General features: G+C 73.4%; 16 protein-coding genes. 10 read left to right on the top strand and 6 right to left on the bottom strand.

What is annotated here, in order from left to right; all coding sequences use genetic code 11:
* Positions 1–12 precede the first annotated feature (12 nt).
* The 7 genes from ACQUFX_RS05680 to ACQUFX_RS05650 all read left to right on the top strand — a co-directional run bounded on the left by ACQUFX_RS05680 (position 13) and on the right by ACQUFX_RS05650 (position 12,042).
* The gene (locus ACQUFX_RS05680) at positions 13–4,299 is read left to right on the top strand and encodes a discoidin domain-containing protein (RefSeq protein ID WP_428964970.1); all 4,287 of its coding nucleotides are present in this window, start codon (positions 13–15) and stop codon (positions 4,297–4,299) included.
* A gap of 417 nt (positions 4,300–4,716) precedes the next feature.
* Complete coding sequence (locus tag ACQUFX_RS05675) at positions 4,717–5,577, top strand: AfsA-related hotdog domain-containing protein (protein ID WP_428964969.1); 861 nt, start codon at positions 4,717–4,719, stop codon at positions 5,575–5,577.
* A complete protein-coding gene (locus ACQUFX_RS05670; protein ID WP_428964968.1) occupies positions 5,574–6,251 on the top strand; it encodes a methyltransferase family protein in 678 nt (225 codons plus the stop codon). The genes ACQUFX_RS05675 and ACQUFX_RS05670 overlap by 4 nt, the downstream gene beginning before the upstream one ends.
* Entirely contained in the window at positions 6,251–9,130 is a 2,880-nt protein-coding gene (locus tag ACQUFX_RS05665) for a PEP/pyruvate-binding domain-containing protein (RefSeq protein ID WP_428964967.1), read from the top strand. The genes ACQUFX_RS05670 and ACQUFX_RS05665 overlap by 1 nt, the downstream gene beginning before the upstream one ends.
* Positions 9,127–10,029 carry a UbiA prenyltransferase family protein gene (locus tag ACQUFX_RS05660; protein WP_428964966.1) on the top strand — a complete coding sequence of 301 codons (903 nt, stop codon included), beginning with the start codon at positions 9,127–9,129 and terminating at the stop codon, positions 10,027–10,029. The genes ACQUFX_RS05665 and ACQUFX_RS05660 overlap by 4 nt, the downstream gene beginning before the upstream one ends.
* Positions 10,026–11,324 carry a cytochrome P450 gene (locus tag ACQUFX_RS05655; protein ID WP_428964965.1) on the top strand — a complete coding sequence of 433 codons (1,299 nt, stop codon included), beginning with the start codon at positions 10,026–10,028 and terminating at the stop codon, positions 11,322–11,324. Before ACQUFX_RS05660 ends, ACQUFX_RS05655 begins: the two co-directional genes overlap by 4 nt.
* Positions 11,317–12,042: a nitroreductase family protein gene (locus tag ACQUFX_RS05650; RefSeq protein WP_428964964.1), complete on the top strand. Its 726-nt coding sequence runs from the start codon at positions 11,317–11,319 to the stop codon at positions 12,040–12,042. Before ACQUFX_RS05655 ends, ACQUFX_RS05650 begins: the two co-directional genes overlap by 8 nt.
* Positions 12,043–12,112: 70 nt before the next feature.
* Here the strand turns inward: ACQUFX_RS05650 and ACQUFX_RS05645 are convergent, their stop codons facing one another.
* Both ACQUFX_RS05645 and ACQUFX_RS05640 read right to left on the bottom strand, forming a co-directional pair.
* Entirely contained in the window at positions 12,113–12,541 is a 429-nt protein-coding gene (locus tag ACQUFX_RS05645) for a hypothetical protein (RefSeq protein ID WP_428964963.1), read from the bottom strand.
* A 69-nt stretch (positions 12,542–12,610) separates the two neighbouring features.
* A complete protein-coding gene (locus ACQUFX_RS05640; protein ID WP_428964962.1) occupies positions 12,611–13,561 on the bottom strand; it encodes an MBL fold metallo-hydrolase in 951 nt (316 codons plus the stop codon).
* Between the two features lie 218 nt (positions 13,562–13,779).
* Between ACQUFX_RS05640 and ACQUFX_RS05635 the strand changes: the two genes are divergently transcribed.
* On the top strand, positions 13,780–14,358 hold the full coding sequence (locus tag ACQUFX_RS05635; RefSeq protein WP_428964961.1) for a DUF1707 SHOCT-like domain-containing protein: 579 nt from the start codon (positions 13,780–13,782) through the stop codon (positions 14,356–14,358).
* Here ACQUFX_RS05635 and ACQUFX_RS05630 read toward each other — a convergent pair.
* The 4 genes from ACQUFX_RS05630 to ACQUFX_RS05615 are packed head-to-tail and all read right to left on the bottom strand — an operon-like array spanning position 14,257 to position 15,417.
* A complete protein-coding gene (locus tag ACQUFX_RS05630; RefSeq protein ID WP_428964960.1) occupies positions 14,257–14,658 on the bottom strand; it encodes a hypothetical protein in 402 nt (133 codons plus the stop codon). The two genes, ACQUFX_RS05635 and ACQUFX_RS05630, sit on opposite strands and share 102 nt — an antisense overlap.
* Positions 14,655–14,930: a hypothetical protein gene (locus ACQUFX_RS05625; RefSeq protein WP_428964959.1), complete on the bottom strand. Its 276-nt coding sequence runs from the start codon at positions 14,928–14,930 to the stop codon at positions 14,655–14,657. Before ACQUFX_RS05625 ends, ACQUFX_RS05630 begins: the two co-directional genes overlap by 4 nt.
* Complete coding sequence (locus ACQUFX_RS05620; RefSeq protein WP_428964958.1) at positions 14,927–15,172, bottom strand: hypothetical protein; 246 nt, start codon at positions 15,170–15,172, stop codon at positions 14,927–14,929. Before ACQUFX_RS05620 ends, ACQUFX_RS05625 begins: the two co-directional genes overlap by 4 nt.
* On the bottom strand, positions 15,166–15,417 hold the full coding sequence (locus tag ACQUFX_RS05615; protein WP_428964957.1) for a hypothetical protein: 252 nt from the start codon (positions 15,415–15,417) through the stop codon (positions 15,166–15,168). The genes ACQUFX_RS05620 and ACQUFX_RS05615 overlap by 7 nt, the downstream gene beginning before the upstream one ends.
* Before the next feature lie 235 nt (positions 15,418–15,652).
* Between ACQUFX_RS05615 and ACQUFX_RS05610 the strand changes: the two genes are divergently transcribed.
* Both ACQUFX_RS05610 and ACQUFX_RS05605 read left to right on the top strand, forming a co-directional pair.
* On the top strand, positions 15,653–16,453 hold the full coding sequence (locus tag ACQUFX_RS05610; RefSeq protein WP_428964956.1) for a helix-turn-helix domain-containing protein: 801 nt from the start codon (positions 15,653–15,655) through the stop codon (positions 16,451–16,453).
* On the top strand, positions 16,444–16,644 hold the full coding sequence (locus tag ACQUFX_RS05605; RefSeq protein WP_428964955.1) for a DUF397 domain-containing protein: 201 nt from the start codon (positions 16,444–16,446) through the stop codon (positions 16,642–16,644). Before ACQUFX_RS05610 ends, ACQUFX_RS05605 begins: the two co-directional genes overlap by 10 nt.
* Positions 16,645–16,900 lie beyond the last annotated feature (256 nt).

Genomic DNA, 16,900 nt, shown 5'->3' with positions numbered 1-16,900 from the left:
TGTCGATCCCCCATGTCCAGATTCCGTACCCGGCTGACCGCCGTGCTCGTCGCGGTCGGCCTCGTGCTCACCGTGGCGCCCGCACCGGCGGCCGTCGCGGCCGGCGGCCCGAACCTCGCCGCCGGTCGACCCGCGACGGCCAGCAGCACCAACGGCTCCTACGTCGCGGCCACCGTCACCGACGGCAACGCCGCAACCTACTGGGAGAGCAGCGGCGCCCTCCCGCAGTGGGTCCAGGTCGACCTGGGCGCCGGCCGGTCGATCGACCAGGTGAGGCTGAAGCTGCCGGCGGGCTGGGAGTCACGCACCCAGACGCTGTCGGTGCAGGGCAGCGCGGACGGCAGCGGCTTCGGCACGATCGTCGGCTCGGCGGGCCGCGTCTTCGGCCCGGCCGGCGGCAACACCGTCACCCTCGACTTCCCGGCCACCACCACCCGGTACGTCCGGGTCGCGATCACCGCGAACACCGGCTGGCCGGCCGCGCAGTTGGCCGAGCTGGAGGTGTACGGGGCGGCCAGTTCGTCGACCAACCTGGCGGCGGGCCGGAGCATGTCCGCCAGCGGCCACGCCGACGTCCACGTCCCCGGCAACGCCAACGACGGCAACCAGGGCTCCTACTGGGAGAGCGCCAACAACGCCTTCCCGCAGTGGATCCAGGTGGACCTCGGTGCCACGGTCACCGTCGACCGGCTGGTGCTCCGGCTGCCCGGCGGCTGGGCGGCGCGCACCCAGACGCTCACCGTGCAGGGCAGCACCACCGGCTCGACGTTCGGCACCCTCGTCGCCTCCGCCGGGTACGCGTTCACCCCGGCGGCCGGCAACACGGTGACCGTCCCGGTCGGCGCGGCGTCGACCCGCTACGTGCGGCTCCTGGTCAGCGCGAACACCGGCTGGCCGGCCGCGCAGCTCGCCGAGCTGGAGGTGTACGGGCCGGCCGGCGGGGACACCCAGCCGCCGGCCGCGCCGACGAACCTGGCGTTCACCCAACCGGCCACCGGACAGATCCGGCTCACCTGGTCCGCCGCCACCGACAACGTCGGCGTGACCGGATACGACATCTACGCCAACAACGTCCTGCGAGCCAGCGTCTCCGGCACCACGCTCACCCACACCGACACCCAACCCGCCAACGCCACCGTCACGTACCACGTCCGGGCGAAGGACGCCGCCGGCAACACCTCGGCGAACAGCAACACCGTGACCCGCACCGGCAGCACCGGTGACACCCAGCCGCCGGCCGCGCCGACGAACCTGGCGTTCACCCAACCCGCCACCGGGCAGATCCGCCTCACCTGGTCCGCCGCCACCGACAACGTCGGCGTGACCGGATACGACATCTACGCCAACAACGTCCTGCGAGCCAGCGTCTCCGGCACCACGCTCACCCACACCGACACCCAACCCGCCGACGCCACCGTCACGTACCACGTCCGGGCGAAGGACGCCGCCGGCAACGTGTCGGCGAACAGCAACACGGTCACCCGTACCGGCAGCACGCCCGGTGGGCGCAACCTCGCCGCCGGCAAGCCGGCCACCGCCTCGTCGACGGTGCACGTCTTCACCGCCGCCAACGCCGTCGACGACGACGTCACCACGTACTGGGAGGGTGCGCCGGGGGCGTACCCGAGCACGCTGACCGTCGCGCTGGGCGCCAACGCCAGCATCAGCGCGGTCGTGGTGAAACTCAACCCGGACCCGGCCTGGGGGCCGCGTACCCAGACCTTCCAGATCCTCGGCCGGGAGCAGGCCGCCACCGGTTTCAGCACGCTGGTCGGCACGGCGGCCTACGCGTTCAGCCCGGCCGGCGGCAACACGGTGACCGTCCCGGTGTCGGCGACCGCCGCCGACGTGCGGCTCCAGTTCACCGCGAACACCGGGTCGGCCAACGGGCAGGTCGCCGAACTCCAGGTGATCGGCACCCCGGCGCCGAACCCGGACCTCACCGTCACCACCCTGACCGTCACCCCCGCCGCCCCGGTGGAGACCGACCGGATCACGCTCACCGCCACCGTGCGCAACGCCGGCAGCCTGGCGGCCGGGGCGACGACGGTCGGCTTCGCCCTCGACGGGACGACCGTCGGCCAGGCCCCGGTCGGTGCCCTCGCGGCCGGCGCGTCGACCGCCGTGTCGACCACCGTCGACCCCCGCGACGCCGGCAGCTACCAGCTCAGCGCCACGGTCGACGAGGCGAACCGGGTCATCGAGCAGGACGAGTCCAACAACGGCCTGACCAGCCCGACCCGGCTGACGGTCGCCCCGGTGTCCAGTTCCGACCTGGTCGCCTCGGCGGTGACCTGGTCACCCGGCACGCCGAACGCGGGCGCCACGGTCCGGTTCGCGGTGACCCTGCGCAACCAGGGGACGGTCGCCTCGGCGGGCGGCGCGCACGGCGTCACGCTCACCGTGCTCACCGACGCCGGCACCGTGGTCCGCACGCTCACCGGCTCGTACTCCGGCACGATCGGCGCCGGTGCCACGGCCGGGCCGATCGACCTGGGCACCTGGCCGGCGGCCAACGGCCGGTACACCGTCCGGGTGGTGGTCGCCGCCGACGCCAACGAGGTGCCCGTCAAGCGGGCCAACAACACCAGCGAGCGACCGCTGTTCGTGGGCCGGGGCGCCAACCTGCCGTACGACATGTACGAGGCCGAGGAGGGCTCGGTCGGCGGCGGGGCGCAGGTGGTCGGGCCGAACCGGACCATCGGTGACCTGGCCGGCGAGGCGTCCGGCCGGCGGGCGGTGACCCTGAACAGCACCGGCGCGTACGTCGAGTGGACCACCAGGGCGCCGGCCAACGCCCTGGTCACCCGCTTCTCCATCCCGGACGCCCCGAACGGGGGCGGGATCACCGCGACGCTGAACATCTACGTCAACGGGGTGCTGCACAAGCCGGTCAGCCTCACCTCGAAGCACATCTGGTTGTACGGCGCGGAGGCCAGCCCGAGCGACTCGCCGAGCGCCGGGCCGCCCCGGCACCTCTACGACGAGGCGAACGTGCTGCTCGACTCGACCGTCCCGGCGGGCAGCCGGATCCGGTTGCAGAAGGACCCGGCGAACACCACCACGTACGCCGTCGACTTCGTCAACCTGGAGCAGGTGACCCCCCGGGGCAACCCGGACCCGGCGCGGTACCGGGTGCCCAACGGGTTCGGCCACGCCGACGTGCAGAGCGCGCTGGACGCGGTCCGGATGGACACCACCGGCACCCTGGTCGGCGTCTACCTGCCGCCGGGCACGTACGAGACCGCCCAGAAGTTCCAGGTGTACGGCAAGCCGGTGAAGGTGGTGGGCGCGGGGATGTGGTTCACCCGCTTCCAGACCCCGCCGTCGCAGCAGAACACCGACGCCGGTTTCCGGGTGGAGCCCAGCGCGAGCGGGTCGTCCTTCGAGCACCTGGCCTTCTTCGGCAACTACACCACCCGTCAGGACGGGCCGGGCAAGGTCTGGGGCGAGCTGAAGGACGTCGACAACCTGACCCTGGACAACGTCTGGGTCGAGCACACGGTCTGCGCGTACTGGGGGGTGAGCGTCAGCGGGTTGAAGATCACCAACAGCCGGTTCCGGAACACCTTCGCCGACGCGGTGAACATGACCAATGGCAGTACGAACAACCTGATCAGCAACTCGGAGGGCCGGTCCAACGGCGACGACGCGTTCGCGTTGTTCTCCGCGACCGACCAGGGCGCCGCCACCGGGAATCACGGCAATGTGTTCGAGAACCTCAGCGCCACGCTGACCTGGCGGGCAGCCGGGATCGCCGTGTACGGCGGGTACGACAACGTCTTCCGCAATCTCTACATCGCAGATATGTTGACGTACTCCGGAATCACGATCAGCTCGCTGGACTTCGGCTACCCGTTTGTCGGGTTCGGGGCCAGCCCACCGACCCGGTTCGAGAACATCTCACTGATCCGGGCCGGCGGACACTTCTGGGGCGCGCAGACCTTCCCGGCGATCTGGGTGTTCTCCGCGTCGAAGGAGTTCCGTGGCATCCGCGTCACCGACGTGGACATCGTCGACCCGACGTACTCGGGCATCATGTTCCAGACCAAGTACACCGGCAACCAGCCGGAGAACCCGATCACCGACACGGTCTTCACCAACGTGTCGATCTCGGGCGCGCGGCGCAGCGGCGACGCCTTCGACGCCAAGTCGGGCTTCGGGATCTGGGTCAACGAGCTGCCGGAGCAGGGCCAGGGCCCGGCGGTCGGCTCGGTGACCTTCACCAACCTGCGGCTGAGTGACAACTGGCAGGACATCCGCAACACCACCAGCACGTTCACCATCACCCGCAACTGACGGCACCGCCACGGCCGCCGGGAGGGCAGGGCAGCTCTCCCGGCGGCTGTGCCGTGTCCGGGCACCGGTGCGGTGACCACCACGAATGCCACCCAGCGGCCACCGTCGACGCGTCCGGCGCGGTCGGCACCACCCGGCCCGCGGGCGGTGATCAACCGGGTGGTGCATTCCGCACCGTCTCGGTCGTACCGTCGACAATACGGAGTGTCCATCCTGGAACGTTACGTAACTCTGCCGCAGGCCGAGGTGGCGGACCTGGGTCAGGAACCGGACCGAGAATGAGAACGGTCGAAGCTTGCGTGCATCCCACCGGCAATCAAAGATCGCGTGAACAACGAGACCGATGGGGGGCGGATCGCAGTGTCACTGGATACCCGACCGGCTACCGGCCACGCTGATCCACAACGGACGGCAGAGTTGCTACGCGATCTCGACGAGGAGAATTCGACGGCGGTCCGCCGCTGGTCGGCGACGCTCGACCTGGACCACGATGATCCCTATTTGTTCGACCATCCACTCGACCACGTACCCGGCATGGCGCTCATCTGCGGCCTCTTCCAACTGGTCAGGGCCACCGGTACGCCGGTGGAGGGGATCGACCGGCGAATCCGGACGACGCTGCGGTTTCCGCTCTTCTGCGAATTGGAGCAGACGATCCGGGTGACCGCCGCCGACACCGGCGGGCCCGAGGGGACGCTCACGGTGCGGGCCGAGCAGGCCGGCACCGCCGTCTGCACGGGCCACGTCGAGTTCGGGGCCGCCGAGGCGCCGGCCGTCCGGAAGCCGACAGCCCGCCTGCTGCCGGCGGAGACGCCGGCGGCCGAGCCGGCCCTGGTGCACCGCCGGCTGGCCCAGAACGTCCTGATCTCGGGGATGGTGCCGACCGGGGCCGACCAGACGGTCGCCGTCCGCCGGCCGTTCGCGGGCCACCCGTTGGCCAGCCCGCCCGGCGAGCCGGACCAGGTGGAACTGGTCATCGACGCGGCCCGCCAGTACGCCACCATGATCAACCACGTCGCGCACCACGCCAGCCCGGACCTGAGGTTCGTGCTGCTCGACCTGGACGCGGACCTGCCCGGCACGGTCCACGGCGACCTGGAACTGAGCTGGACGCCGATCCCACCCGCCAAGGGCCGGCGCAGTCTCGTCTTCGACGTGCTGGTCGACGGGGTCCGCCGGGGGCACGTCGGCTTCCGGTACTACGCCGCTCCCGAGGCGGTCTACCAGCGGCTGCGCCATCCGGCCACGCCCGCCACCAACCAGGAAGGACAACCGTGACCCGCACGGACGCGACCGCCGGAGCCACCCGCCGGACGGTGGACCCGGTGACCCTGCTGACCCGGGTGCTGTTCGTGGTCGCGCTGGCCGTGCTCGGCAGCCGGGCCGTCTGGCACCTCGCCCACGCCGCCGCACCCGAGCACCTGGTCTCCGGTCTGCTGGCCGGCGCGTACCTCGCCTGGATCGGCGCGGAGATCCCGGTGACCTTCCGCCGCTCGTCGGCGCCGGCGGTGGAGATCCGCACCCTGGCCGCGTACGCCAGCACCCGGATGCTCCTGGTGATCGTCACGGTGCTGCCGGCCACCCCCTGGTCGGGGTGGTCGTGGTGGATGGTGCCGCCGATCGCGCTCTTCGTCGCCGGGATCGTCCTGCGGCTGGTGGCCATCCGGGTGCTCGGGGCGCTCTACACCCACCACGTGGTCCGGCGGCAGCAGCACCCGATCGTGACCACCGGCCCGTACCGCCTGGTCCGGCACCCGGCCTACTCCGGGATGCTGCTGGCCAACCTCGGCTTCGTCCTCTTCTTCCACCACGTGGTCAGCGTGCTGGCGCTGGCGGCGCTGGTGGCGGTGCTGGTGTGGCGCATCCGCACCGAGGAGCGGGTGCTCTGGGCGGTCCCCGGCTACCCGGAGTTCGCCACCGGCCGGCCCCGCCTGCTGCCCGGGGTGTGGTGATGGCGCTGATCCGGGCCGGTGACCCCCGGCTGACCGACGCCACCCTGGTCGGGCACAAGTTCGCCCGGCAGGAGCGGCTGCGCCTGGCCGGGTTCCGGGTGCCGGAGTTCTGCTGCCTGCCGGTGTCGGCGTTCGACGCGGCGGCGACCGGCCTGCTGACCGCGCCGGCGGTGTCCCCGCCGGCCGGGGCGGACACGCCGGCCGGGGCGGGTGCGGCGGCCGGGGCAGGTGCGGCGGCCGGGGCGGGTGCGGCGGCCGGGGCGGGTGCGGCGGCGGCACCGGTGGCGGGGGCGTCCGCGCCGGGCGCGACGGCGTCCACGGAGGAGTTGCTGGCCTGGGCGACGGCGGTCGCCGACCGGCTCCGGTCGGCCACCCTGCCGGCCGGGCTCGCCGCCGAGCTGGACGAGGCGGTCGCCGCGCTGGCCGGGCCGGGTGACCTGCTGGCGGTCCGCGCCTGCGTGGTGGCCGACGCCGACGGCGTCGGCGAGGACGGCGCGACCGACGCCTTCGCCGGGCTGACCGACTCCTTCCTGTACGTCCCGGCGGCGGACGTGGCCCGCCGGGTCACCGCCTGCTGGGCGTCCGGGTTCAGCCCGGAGTCGGTGCTCTACCGGGCCCGGCGCGGGCTCGCCCCGGCCGCCACCCGGGTCGCCGTCGGTGTGCAGCGGATGGTGCCCGGGGTCCGCTCCTTCGTGGCGTTCAGCCGTGACCCGCGCACCGGCGCGGCGGAGACCGTGGTGGCCGCCGCGCACGGCATCGGCGAGGGTGTGGTGCAGGAACGCGCCGACGTGGACCACTTCTTCGTCGCCCCCGACGCCGGCGCGGTCCGCGCCGAGACGGTGGTCAAGACGACGATGGTCTGCCCGGGGGACGGCCCCGGGGCGGACCCGGTGGTCCGGCCGGTGCCGGCGGACCTGGCCACCGGGCCGGTGCTCACCGACGACGAGGCCCGGCAGGTGGCGGCGCTGGCCGCCGAGGTGGAGCGCTTCTTCGGCCCGCCGCAGGACATCGAGGGCACCCTCACCGCCGACGGCACGATCCACCTGGTCCAGGCCCGTCCGGTGGTCTTCGCCACCCCGCCCGCCCCGGCGGGGGACGAGCCCGGCGGCACGCCCGTCCCGTGGAGCAACCACAACATCACGGAAAGCTATCCGGGGATCTCCGGGGCGCTGACCTACTCCCAGGCCCGGGTCTTCTACCGGCTGATCTTCCGCGACGTGTACCGGCGGATGGGCGTGCCGGAGCGCCGGCTGCGGGCCCGCGAGCACCACCTCAACCGGATGGTCGGGCTGCTGCGCGGACGGGTCTACTACCGGCTCGACGCCTGGTTCGAGCTGCACCACCAGATCCCCGGATTCGTGCTGGTCCGGCCCTGGTGGGAGAAGTCGATGGGGATGGCCGGCGACTACCGGCCGTCCCGGGCGGAGCTGCTGCGCGCCCTGCCCACCCTGCCGGGGCTGGCCTGGCGGCTGGGCCGGCTGCCCGGCTCGGTCCGCCGCTTCCTGCGCTGGTGGGACGCGCTGGTCGACGACGCCGCCGGGATCGACGACTGGACGCCGGAGGAGCTGATCGCCTGCTACCGCCGGTTGTGGAGCGAGGTCGGCCACCGGTGGGGGGTGACCCTGGTCAACACCTTCTTCATGCTCGGTACGGCCACCTTCGCCTCCGCGCTGGTGCGGCGCTGGGTCGACGGCGACGAGCAGCGGACCCTCGGCGGCCTGCTGATGGGCGGCCGGGAGAACCGCTCGGTGCTCGGGGTCCGCTCGGCGGTGGCGCTGGCCGAGCGGATCGGCGCCGACCCCGCCCTCGCCGAACGGGTCCGGCACTGCGACGACGGGGAGGCCGACGCGATCTGGCAGGACGTGGTCGACGGCGGGTACGGCCCGGAGCTGGCCGCCTCCGCCCGCGAGCACCTGCGCCGGTACGGCGACCGGGCGCCGCACGACCTGAAGCTGGAGGAGCCCTCGCCCCGGCAGCGCCCCGGCATGATCATTTCCTCGGTGCGGCCGCTGGTCCGCAGCGGGCTGACCGTCGCGGAGAGCCGCGCCCGGGAGGTGGCCAGCCGGGCCGAGGCGGAACGGGAACTGCGCGAGGGCTGCCCGTCGCTGCCCCGCCGGCTGGTCATCCGCACGCTGGCCGCCGGGCTGCGCTGGTTCGTCCGCACCCGGGAGGACACCCGCTACTGCCGCAGCCAGCTCTACGGGCTGACCCGGCACGTGATGTGGCGTCTCGGCGCGCTGCTCGTCGAGGCGGGACGCCTCGACGACCCGCTGGACGTGGTCGACCTGACCGTCGAGGAGGTGCTCGGCGCGTACGACGGCACCCTGGTCGAGACCGACCTGCGGGCGCTGGTCGCGCGACGCCGGGCGGAGCGGCTCGCCGCGACCGCCGCCGCCGACCTCGGCGTCCGGCTGACCACGCGGCTGAACCGGCCGGTGGCCGACGCCCTGCCCGCCGCCACCGCCGTGACGCCGGCCCGGACGGCCACGGCCACCGACGGCGGCGACGGGGTCGACCTGCGGGGACTGCCGTCGAGCAAGGGTGTGGTCCGTGGCCGGGCCCGGGTCGTCCTGGACCCGTCGACCCCGCCGGAGACCTGCCGAGACCGGATCATCGTGGCGAAGGAGACCGACCCCGGATGGTTGATGTTGATGATGGTGGCGCGCGGCATGGTGGTGGAGCGGGGCACCCTGCTCTCGCACACCGCGATCACCGGCCGGCTGCTGGGCATCCCGACGGTGGTGGCGGTGCCGGAGGCGACCTCGCTGATCGCCGACGGGGAGTGGATCGAGGTGGACGGGGCGACCGGCACGGTCCGCAGCGTGCCACCGGAGGAGGTGCCGGCCGAGGAGACGGCGACGGCGACGGCCGGGGCATGACCGGGCGGCTGCTGCGCTACGTCGCCGGCAGCTACCCGCCGTCGGCGTACGTGCCGTACGCGCTGCTCTGGGCGTTCGGCGGCACGGCGGTCTGCGCGGTGGTCGACGACCGGATCGGCGGTGCGCTGCCCGACGTCGGGGTGCTGGTCAGCGCGCTCACCCTGCTGGTGACCCTGCTGATGATGCGTGCCCTGGACGACATCCGGGACCTGCCGTACGACCGGACGCACAACCCGGACCGCCCGCTGGCCCGGGGCGCGGTACGGGTCCGGGACCTGTACGTCATGATCGCCGTCGGTACGGTGCTGGTGCTGGCGCTCAACGCCTGGCGCTGGCCGGTGCTCCTGGTGCTCGCCGGCCAACTCGGGTACGCCTTCGTCCTGGTCGGGGTGGAGCTGCGCCGGGGCTGGCCGGCCGGGGACGCCATGCTGCTCGGTTTCGTGCTGAACTTCCCGGTCCAGTTGATGATCAACGCGTTCCTCTACGCCGGCCTGCTGCACTCGGTCGGGCTGGGCCCGTCCTGGTCCGGCGCGGTCGGCGTCGTGGTCTCCGCGCTGGCCTTCCTGCACCTGGAGTTCGCCCGCAAGACCACCCGTTCGCCCCGGCCGGGCGAGCGCACGTACTCGGCCCGGATCGGGGCGAACGGCACCGCCGGGGTGGCGGTCGGCGCGGCGCTGGCCTCGGTCCTGCTGCTGCTGGTGGTGGCCCGGGGCGGGCCGGCCCCGTACTGGCCGGTCTGGTTGGCGGTGCTGCCGCTGGCCCTGCCGCTGCTGGCCGGGCGGCGGTTCCACGCCGACCGGCTGACCCGCTGGCCGTACGGCCCGGCGGCGATGTTCCTGCTGTCCAGCTTCGCCGGGTACCAGATCATCAGCATCGTCCAGGAGGTGGCGACCCGATGACCCGCCCACCCGCCGCCGCGCCGACCGGCGGCGACACCGACACCCGCCCCTCGTCCTGCCCCGTCACCGGGGCCGGGGCGGCGGCCGAGCTGCCGACGTTCCCCTTCGCCGCCGGCCCGACCGTGGAGCCGCCGCCCGAGTACCCGGCCCTGCACGCCCTGCCCCGGCCCGGCCGGGTCCGGTTGCGCAACGGCCGGGAGGCGCTGGTCGTCACCCGCTGGGCCGACGTCCGGCTGGTGCTCAGCGACCGCCGGTTCAGCCGGTCGGCGTACACCTCGGGGCCGCTCTTCGCGCGCAGCGCCGACTCGCTGCCGCTGATCACCACCGACGCGCCGGTGCACACCCGGCGTCGGTCCACGGTGGCCCCGCCCTTCACCGCACACCAGGTCGGGCGGCTGCGACCGATGGTGGTCGAGCTGGCCCGGCGACAGCTCGCCGAGTACGCCGCCGGTGGCCGACCGGCGGACGTGGTCGGCCGGTTCACCGTGCCGTTCACACTGCGGGTGATGTGCCGGATCATGGCGGTGCCGGAGGAGGACATGCCCCGCTTCGGCCCGTGGGTCGACGTGCTGATGTCGATCGACAAGTTCCCGGCCGAGCAGGTGGAGCGCTGCCACCGGGAGATGCAGGAGTACTTCGCCGCGTTGGTCGACACGGTGCAGGGCCGGCTCGACCGGGGCGAGGAGGTCACCGGGCTGATCGCCCGGATGCTCACCCCGACCCGGGAGGACCGCCGGTTGAGCCGGACCGAGGCGGTGGTGCTCTCCGCCGGCATGCTCATGGCCGGCTACGAGACCACCAGCAACGTGCTGGCCGCCGTGCTGCACCAGATCCTGCGCCGGCCGGAGCTGGTCGGGCGGATCCTGGCCGACCCCGCCGAGGCGGACCCGATCATCGAGGAGACGCTGCGCTACGTCTGCGCCAACGGCTCCGGCGGCGTGCCGCACGTGGCGTTGACCGACGTGACGCTCTCCGACGGCTCGGTGGTGACGGCCGGTGAGGTGGTGGTGCCGGTCCCGGACGCGGCGAACCGCGACCCGCTGGTCTTCGACCGGCCGGACCAGCTCGACCCCGACCGGGTCGACAACCCGCACATCGCCTTCGGGTACGGCGCGCACCACTGCCTCGGCGCGGAGCTGGCCCGGCTGGAGCTGCGGGTCGGCGTCACCACCCTGCTCACCGAGCTGCCCGGCCTGCGGATCGCGGTCGACGAGGCGGACCTGCGCTGGCGCGTCGACATGTACGTCCGGGGGCTCTGGGAGCTGCCGCTGACCTGGGACGATCCCGATGGCTGACGGGCCGGGCGGCCCCGCCGACGCGGCCACGGCCGGGACGCCCGAGCGGGACGGGCCGCTGACCCCGGACGGGCTGCTGACCACCACCCGGGCGGTCCGCCGCCGGCTGGACCTGACCCGACCGGTGCCCCGCGCCCTGGTCGAGGAGTGCCTGCGCGTCGCCCAGCAGGCGCCCAGCGGGTCCGGCCGGAACGTGACCCACTGGATCGTCGTCACCGACCCGGACACCCGCACCCGGCTCGGCGACATCTACCGGTCCGCCTTCACCGAGCAGCAGTCCGGCCGGGGCGGCACCAAGCCGGGCGGCGGTACGGGCCGGGCGGGGAACGGCACCGGCGACGCGACGGGGCCGGCGGGGGCCGCCGGCCGCTCGCTGGCCAGCGCCACCTACCTCGCCGACCGGCTCGGCGAGGTACCCGTGCTGGTGCTGGCCTGCGTCGCGACGCCGGGTCCGCTGCCCGAGGGCAACCAGGCCGGGTTCTGGGGTTCGGTGCTCCCGGCGGTCTGGAATTACCAGCTCGCGGCGCGGGCCCGGGGTCTGGGCACCGTCTGGACCACCGCGCACCTGCGCCGCGAGGCGGAGGTGGCGCGGCTGCTCGGCATCCCGGCCGGGGTGCACCAGGCGGCCCTGGTCCCGACGGCCTGGTACCGGGGTGAGGGCTTCCGCCCGGCGGCCCGCCCGCCGCTGGCCAGCGTGCTGCACGACGATCGCTGGTGAACCACGGCACGGGCCGGCAGCGGGGCGGACGCCGCGCTGCCGGCCCCACCCGGAGGGCCGGCCGCCCTGCTCAGCTCCGGGGTCGCGGGCCGGTCGCGGAGCCGAGCGCGGCCCAGTAGTCGCCCGCCGGGTCCTGCGCCCGCAACCACCGCTCCAGCGCCTCGGCCGCCGACCGGTGCGACGGCGAGCAGACCTCGTACCACCGGTGCAGCAGCAGTTCGTGGATCCGCACCGCGCGGGACGCGCACCCGAGCACCCAGTCGTCCACCGCCCGCGCGGCGGCGACCTCCCCGGGGTGACCACGCAGCAGGCCGGTGCCGTCGAGGTCCGTGCCGATCTGGTACCCGGCGCCGACGGCGAGGACGGTGAACTCGACGGTCCGCTCCCCCGCGTCGACGTCGAGCGTCTGCGCGACGGTGACGATCTCGTCCCCCCGGGGCACGGGCATCCGGTCCCCGGCCGCACCGGGCGGGACCACGTAGTGCACCCAGAAGGTCATGCGCCGGATGCTACCGACCGGCGGACGGCCCCGGTCAGCGCCGGGGCGGGGGCAGGGCCGGGCGGGCGGTCAGACGTCGATGAAGGTGTAGGTGAAGCCCCGCTCGGCCCGGTGCACGTACCCGGCGGCGGGGAACGGGAAGTGGGCCGGCACCAGCAGGTCACCGGAGTCGGCGGCCCGTTCGAGCAGCCGGCGGCGCTGGTCGGCCGAGTCGCCGGGGACCACGCAGTACCGGATGCTCCACTCGGGGCGTTCCAGTTGCACGCCGTGGTGCAGCATGTCCCCGGCGAACAGGGCGCGCCGGCCGGCGGACTCGACCACCAGGTACACGTTGCCGGGCGTGTGGCCGAAGGCCGGCACGAGGTGGATCCCGGGGGCGAGCACGTGGTCGGCCTCGACCAGGTCGAGCACCCCGGCGTCGCGCAGCGGCAGGATGCTGTCGGCGAGGTAGTCCCCGGTGCGGCGCATCGCCGCCGCGCCCTCGGGGCCGCTCCACCACTCGAACTCCTCGCGCACCACCAGGTAGCGGGCGTTCGGGAAGGTCGGCGCCCAGCCCCCGGCCCCGTCCGCGCTGGTGGCGAAGCCGACGTGGTCGACGTGCAGATGGGTGAAGACCACCGTGTCGACGTCGTCGAGCGAGACCCCGGCGCGGGCGAACTGTTCCAGGAAGGGCCGGTCGGCCCGGTCGAACACCCCGCCGTTGCGGGGCTTGCCGTTGCCGCCCCCGGCGTCGACGAGGATCAGCCGGTCCTTCATCCTGAGCAGGTGGGCCTCCTGGTTGAGTCGGATCCGGCCGTCGTGGGTGAACGGCTCCCGGGTGTAGAACGCCCCCTCGGTCCAGGTCCCGGTCTCCAGTTGGGGGAAGAAGTCCGCCGGCAGCGGGAAGTAGTCGACCTCCCGGATCGGGAAGACCTCGACCTCCCCCACCGGGAACGACCACAGCGGCCCCGCGCCGCCGCCGGTGTCGACCCAGTAGGGCGCCGTCGGGTCGTGGGCGTGCTGCTGGGCGTCGGTGCTCATGGTGCGACGTTCTCCCGTCGTTCTGGTGCGGGTGCCGGGGTGCGGCGACGGCCGGGCGCGGGGTGCCGGAGAGGTGGAGCCGGCGCGACAGCACGGCCGGATAAACCTAGTATGACCATAGGTTTTATAGGTGATCAAGGGGCCGGTGGGCGTGATCTGGGGCGCGGCGGGTGAGCGCGGTCCCCCCGCGCGGGCGGGCCGCCGCTAGGCTCGGGGGCATGGACGGGGAACGGCACGACGACGCTGGGCGGCTGCGGGTCTCGGACCGGGAGCGCGAAGAGGTCGTGGAGTTACTCGGCCGCGCGGTGACCGAGGGCCGGCTCACCCTCGGCGAGTACACCGAACGGGTCGGCGCAGCCCACGCCTCGGTCACCCGCAGCGAGCTGGCACTGGTGACCCGGGACCTGCCGGACGCGCCGGGCCGGCCGGTCGCCGGCACGGTCGTCCCGGCCCAGGATCGGCTGGTGGCGATCTTCAGCAGCGACGTCCGCACCGGCGCCTGGCCGGTGCCGGAGCGTGTCGAGGCCCGCGCCGTGTTCGGTGACTGCCGGATCGAGCTGCACCAGACCGAGTTGCACCGGCAGGTGACCCGGATCGACGCGGACGCGATCTTCGGCAGCATCACCATCGTCGTGCCGGAGGGGACGGACGTCCGGCTCACCGGCACCGCCGTCTTCGGCAGCAAGAATTCCAAGCTACGCGGGCCGGTCGCCCCGGGCGCCCCGGTGATCGAGGTGCACTGCCGCGTCATCTTCGGGGACGTCACCGTCCGCCCTCCGCGCAAGCGCTGGTGGTGACGCCCGCGCGCCGCCCACCCGCCGCCCGCCGGGCGAGGCCACCGGCCGTCCGGTGACCTGCCCGGAGGGCGGCGACCGGAGCACCCGTACCCCCGCCCGCAGCACGAAGAGGGTCCGCCGCTCGACGGCGTCACCCCGCTCGTCCACCTGGTACCCGTCGAGCCACACCCAGCCGTCGTAGGTGACCCAGTCCTCGCGGACCCGGATCAGCCGCAGGACGATCGGCCGGACGGCGAACTGGACGCTGGCGGCCCGGGTGAGGTGCAGGAGGTCACCGCAGCTCAGGGGCACCGGGCTCACCGGGGCACCACGCAGTCGATCCAGCCGAGGTGCCGCGCCGGCATCCCGGGATCGTCCGGCAGCCCCCGGCTCCGCCTCTCGGCCACCCCCATGCGGAGGTAGTCGGCCATCAGCTCGGCGAGCGCCTGGCGGTGGCCGGCGAAGTCCACGATGGAGTCGACCTGCCGCTCGAACCGGATCAGCCGCAGGACGATCGGCCGGACGGCGAACTGGACGCTGGCGGCCCGGGTGAGGTGCAGGAGGTCACCGCAGCTCAGGGGCACCGGGCTCACCGGGGCACCACGCAGTCGATCCAGCCGAGGTGCCGCGCCGGCATCCCGGGATCGTCCGGCAGCCCCCGGCTCCGCCTCTCGGCCACCCCCATGCGGAGGTAGTCGGCCATCAGCTCGGCGAGCGCCTGGCGGTGGCCGGCGAAGTCCACGATGGAGTCGACCTGCCGCTCGAAGCAGGGCCAGGGCTGCCCGCAGGTGGCGCAGGCACCGCCGGGGTGGAGCGGGGGATGGTCCGTCAGCACGGTCGCCGCCCGTCCGCCCGCGCCCGCTGCTCGACCAGCGCCCGCACCCGGGCGAGGATGATGCGTTCCCGCAGCGGGAGGCCGTCCGGGCGCAGTTCCACGCCGCAGAGACGGACCCAGGCGGAGGCGAGGCAGTTGGCGTACCGGGGCACGTGCGTGACCCGGATGCGGAGCACGTCCCTGCCCACGCAGTAGTCCTCAGGGTGAAGGGTGAGCACGTCACCCTCTGCCACGACTGGATTCACGCCACCTCCTCGGTAGGGGCGAGAGGGCCGCCCGCTCCGGAAGGACCGAGGCGACCCTCTCGCCAGCGCAGAACCCACCTCGGTCACTCTCCGGCACGAGCCAGGTCCGCGCGAGTGACAGCTTGGCCTGCGGGGACTACGGTCGATACGCGCTCACTGACCCTGGGTACGTATCGGAGCGTGACGAGCGGGCCGACAGACACGCCGTCAGAAGAGGGCGGAAGGTGGGGGATCGATGAGCAGCGCTGCGAGCTACATGGTCAACGAGCTGAGACTGTTTCGCTCATCGCTCGGGCTCAGCCAGGAGGAGTTCGGCCGCCGGATCGGCTACTCCGCCTCGCACGTCAGCTCCGTGGAGACCGGCGGTCGACCACCGACGGACGTCTACATGAGGGCGGTGGACACGCAGTTCGAGCTGGACGATCGCTTCACCCGGATGCTGCGCGACCTGGGCAGCCTCGCCTCGACTCCCGCCTGGCTGCGGGAGTGGATCGAGTTCGAGGCCGAGGCGCAACAGCTCCGCTGGTACGAGCCCGCCTGGGTGCCTGGACTGCTCCAGACGGAGGCGTACGCACGGGCGACGCTGGCCTACAACCTCCTGCCTGAGGCCGAGGTCGAGCAGCGCGTCGCCTCTCGGCTCGGGCGGCAGGCGATCCTGGCCAGCGGCGGACATCCCGTGCAACTGGTCGCGGCCATCGACGTGATGGTGCTGCGCCGACCCGTGAGCGGGCAGCCCGGAGTCATGTCGGAGCAACTGTCGCACCTGGCGAAAATGGCCGAACTGCCGCAGGTACAGGTTCTCGTGGTGACCGAGGAGGCCGGGATCTACCCTGGACTACAGGGAGGCTTCATCATGGCCACTCTGCGCGACGGCTCAGTGGTCGCTCACCTGGACCACCAGGTGAGAGCGCAGATCGTCAATCAGGCCGACGACCTTGCTACTCTCCAGCGCACATGGGAGGCCGTACGGGGTGAAGCCCTCTCTCGCAGGCAGTCCCTCGATCTGATCAAGGAAGCGGCGCAAACATGGACGTGACCAAGGCCAAGTGGCGCAAGTCGACCTACTCGGGCAGCAATGGCGGATCGTGCGTGGAGGTGGCGGACAACCTGGCCGGTGTCGTGCTCGTGCGCGACACCAAGGACCGCGACGGCGGCACCCTCGCCTTCGCCCCGACCGCCTGGCAGGGCTTCGTGGGCCTGGCGAAGCGGATCGGCCCCGCAGCCTGAGCCACCCGCGCGACAGGGCTCCCGGCGCGACGCCGGGAGCCCTGTCGCCTCCCTGCCCGCCGCGAGCGCTCCAGTGTGGGGTGACTGCGCAGCGGGGCGTTCGTGGTGCACGCCGACGTGGCGCATCCGGGACACCATATCGATGTGAGCAATATACCATCGGGGTATATTTATGCCTGACAGGTATATCGCGCCGACGACATACCGCCGCCGGAACGCGACACGCCGTCCGTCAGGCGCCGGCCACCACCGCGCA

The organism is Micromonospora fluostatini (assembly GCF_050410825.1).
In the GTDB taxonomy this organism is placed as follows: Bacteria; Actinomycetota; Actinomycetes; order Mycobacteriales; family Micromonosporaceae; genus Micromonospora; species Micromonospora rosaria.
The sequence above is the reverse complement of the archived record's forward strand: the minus strand, read 5'-3'. Positions and strand labels throughout refer to the sequence as shown.

Coding starts and splice junctions, on each gene's coding strand:
- ACQUFX_RS05640 (WP_428964962.1), bottom strand. CDS start 13,561: ATGAGCACCGACGCCCAGCAGCACGCCCACGACCCGACGGCGCCCTAC.
- ACQUFX_RS05660 (WP_428964966.1), top strand. CDS start 9,127: ATGACCGGGCGGCTGCTGCGCTACGTCGCCGGCAGCTACCCGCCGTCG.
- ACQUFX_RS05610 (WP_428964956.1), top strand. CDS start 15,653: ATGAGCAGCGCTGCGAGCTACATGGTCAACGAGCTGAGACTGTTTCGC.
- ACQUFX_RS05665 (WP_428964967.1), top strand. CDS start 6,251: ATGGCGCTGATCCGGGCCGGTGACCCCCGGCTGACCGACGCCACCCTG.
- ACQUFX_RS05605 (WP_428964955.1), top strand. CDS start 16,444: ATGGACGTGACCAAGGCCAAGTGGCGCAAGTCGACCTACTCGGGCAGC.
- ACQUFX_RS05645 (WP_428964963.1), bottom strand. CDS start 12,541: ATGACCTTCTGGGTGCACTACGTGGTCCCGCCCGGTGCGGCCGGGGAC.
- ACQUFX_RS05635 (WP_428964961.1), top strand. CDS start 13,780: ATGGACGGGGAACGGCACGACGACGCTGGGCGGCTGCGGGTCTCGGAC.
- ACQUFX_RS05650 (WP_428964964.1), top strand. CDS start 11,317: ATGGCTGACGGGCCGGGCGGCCCCGCCGACGCGGCCACGGCCGGGACG.
- ACQUFX_RS05680 (WP_428964970.1), top strand. CDS start 13: ATGTCCAGATTCCGTACCCGGCTGACCGCCGTGCTCGTCGCGGTCGGC.
- ACQUFX_RS05655 (WP_428964965.1), top strand. CDS start 10,026: ATGACCCGCCCACCCGCCGCCGCGCCGACCGGCGGCGACACCGACACC.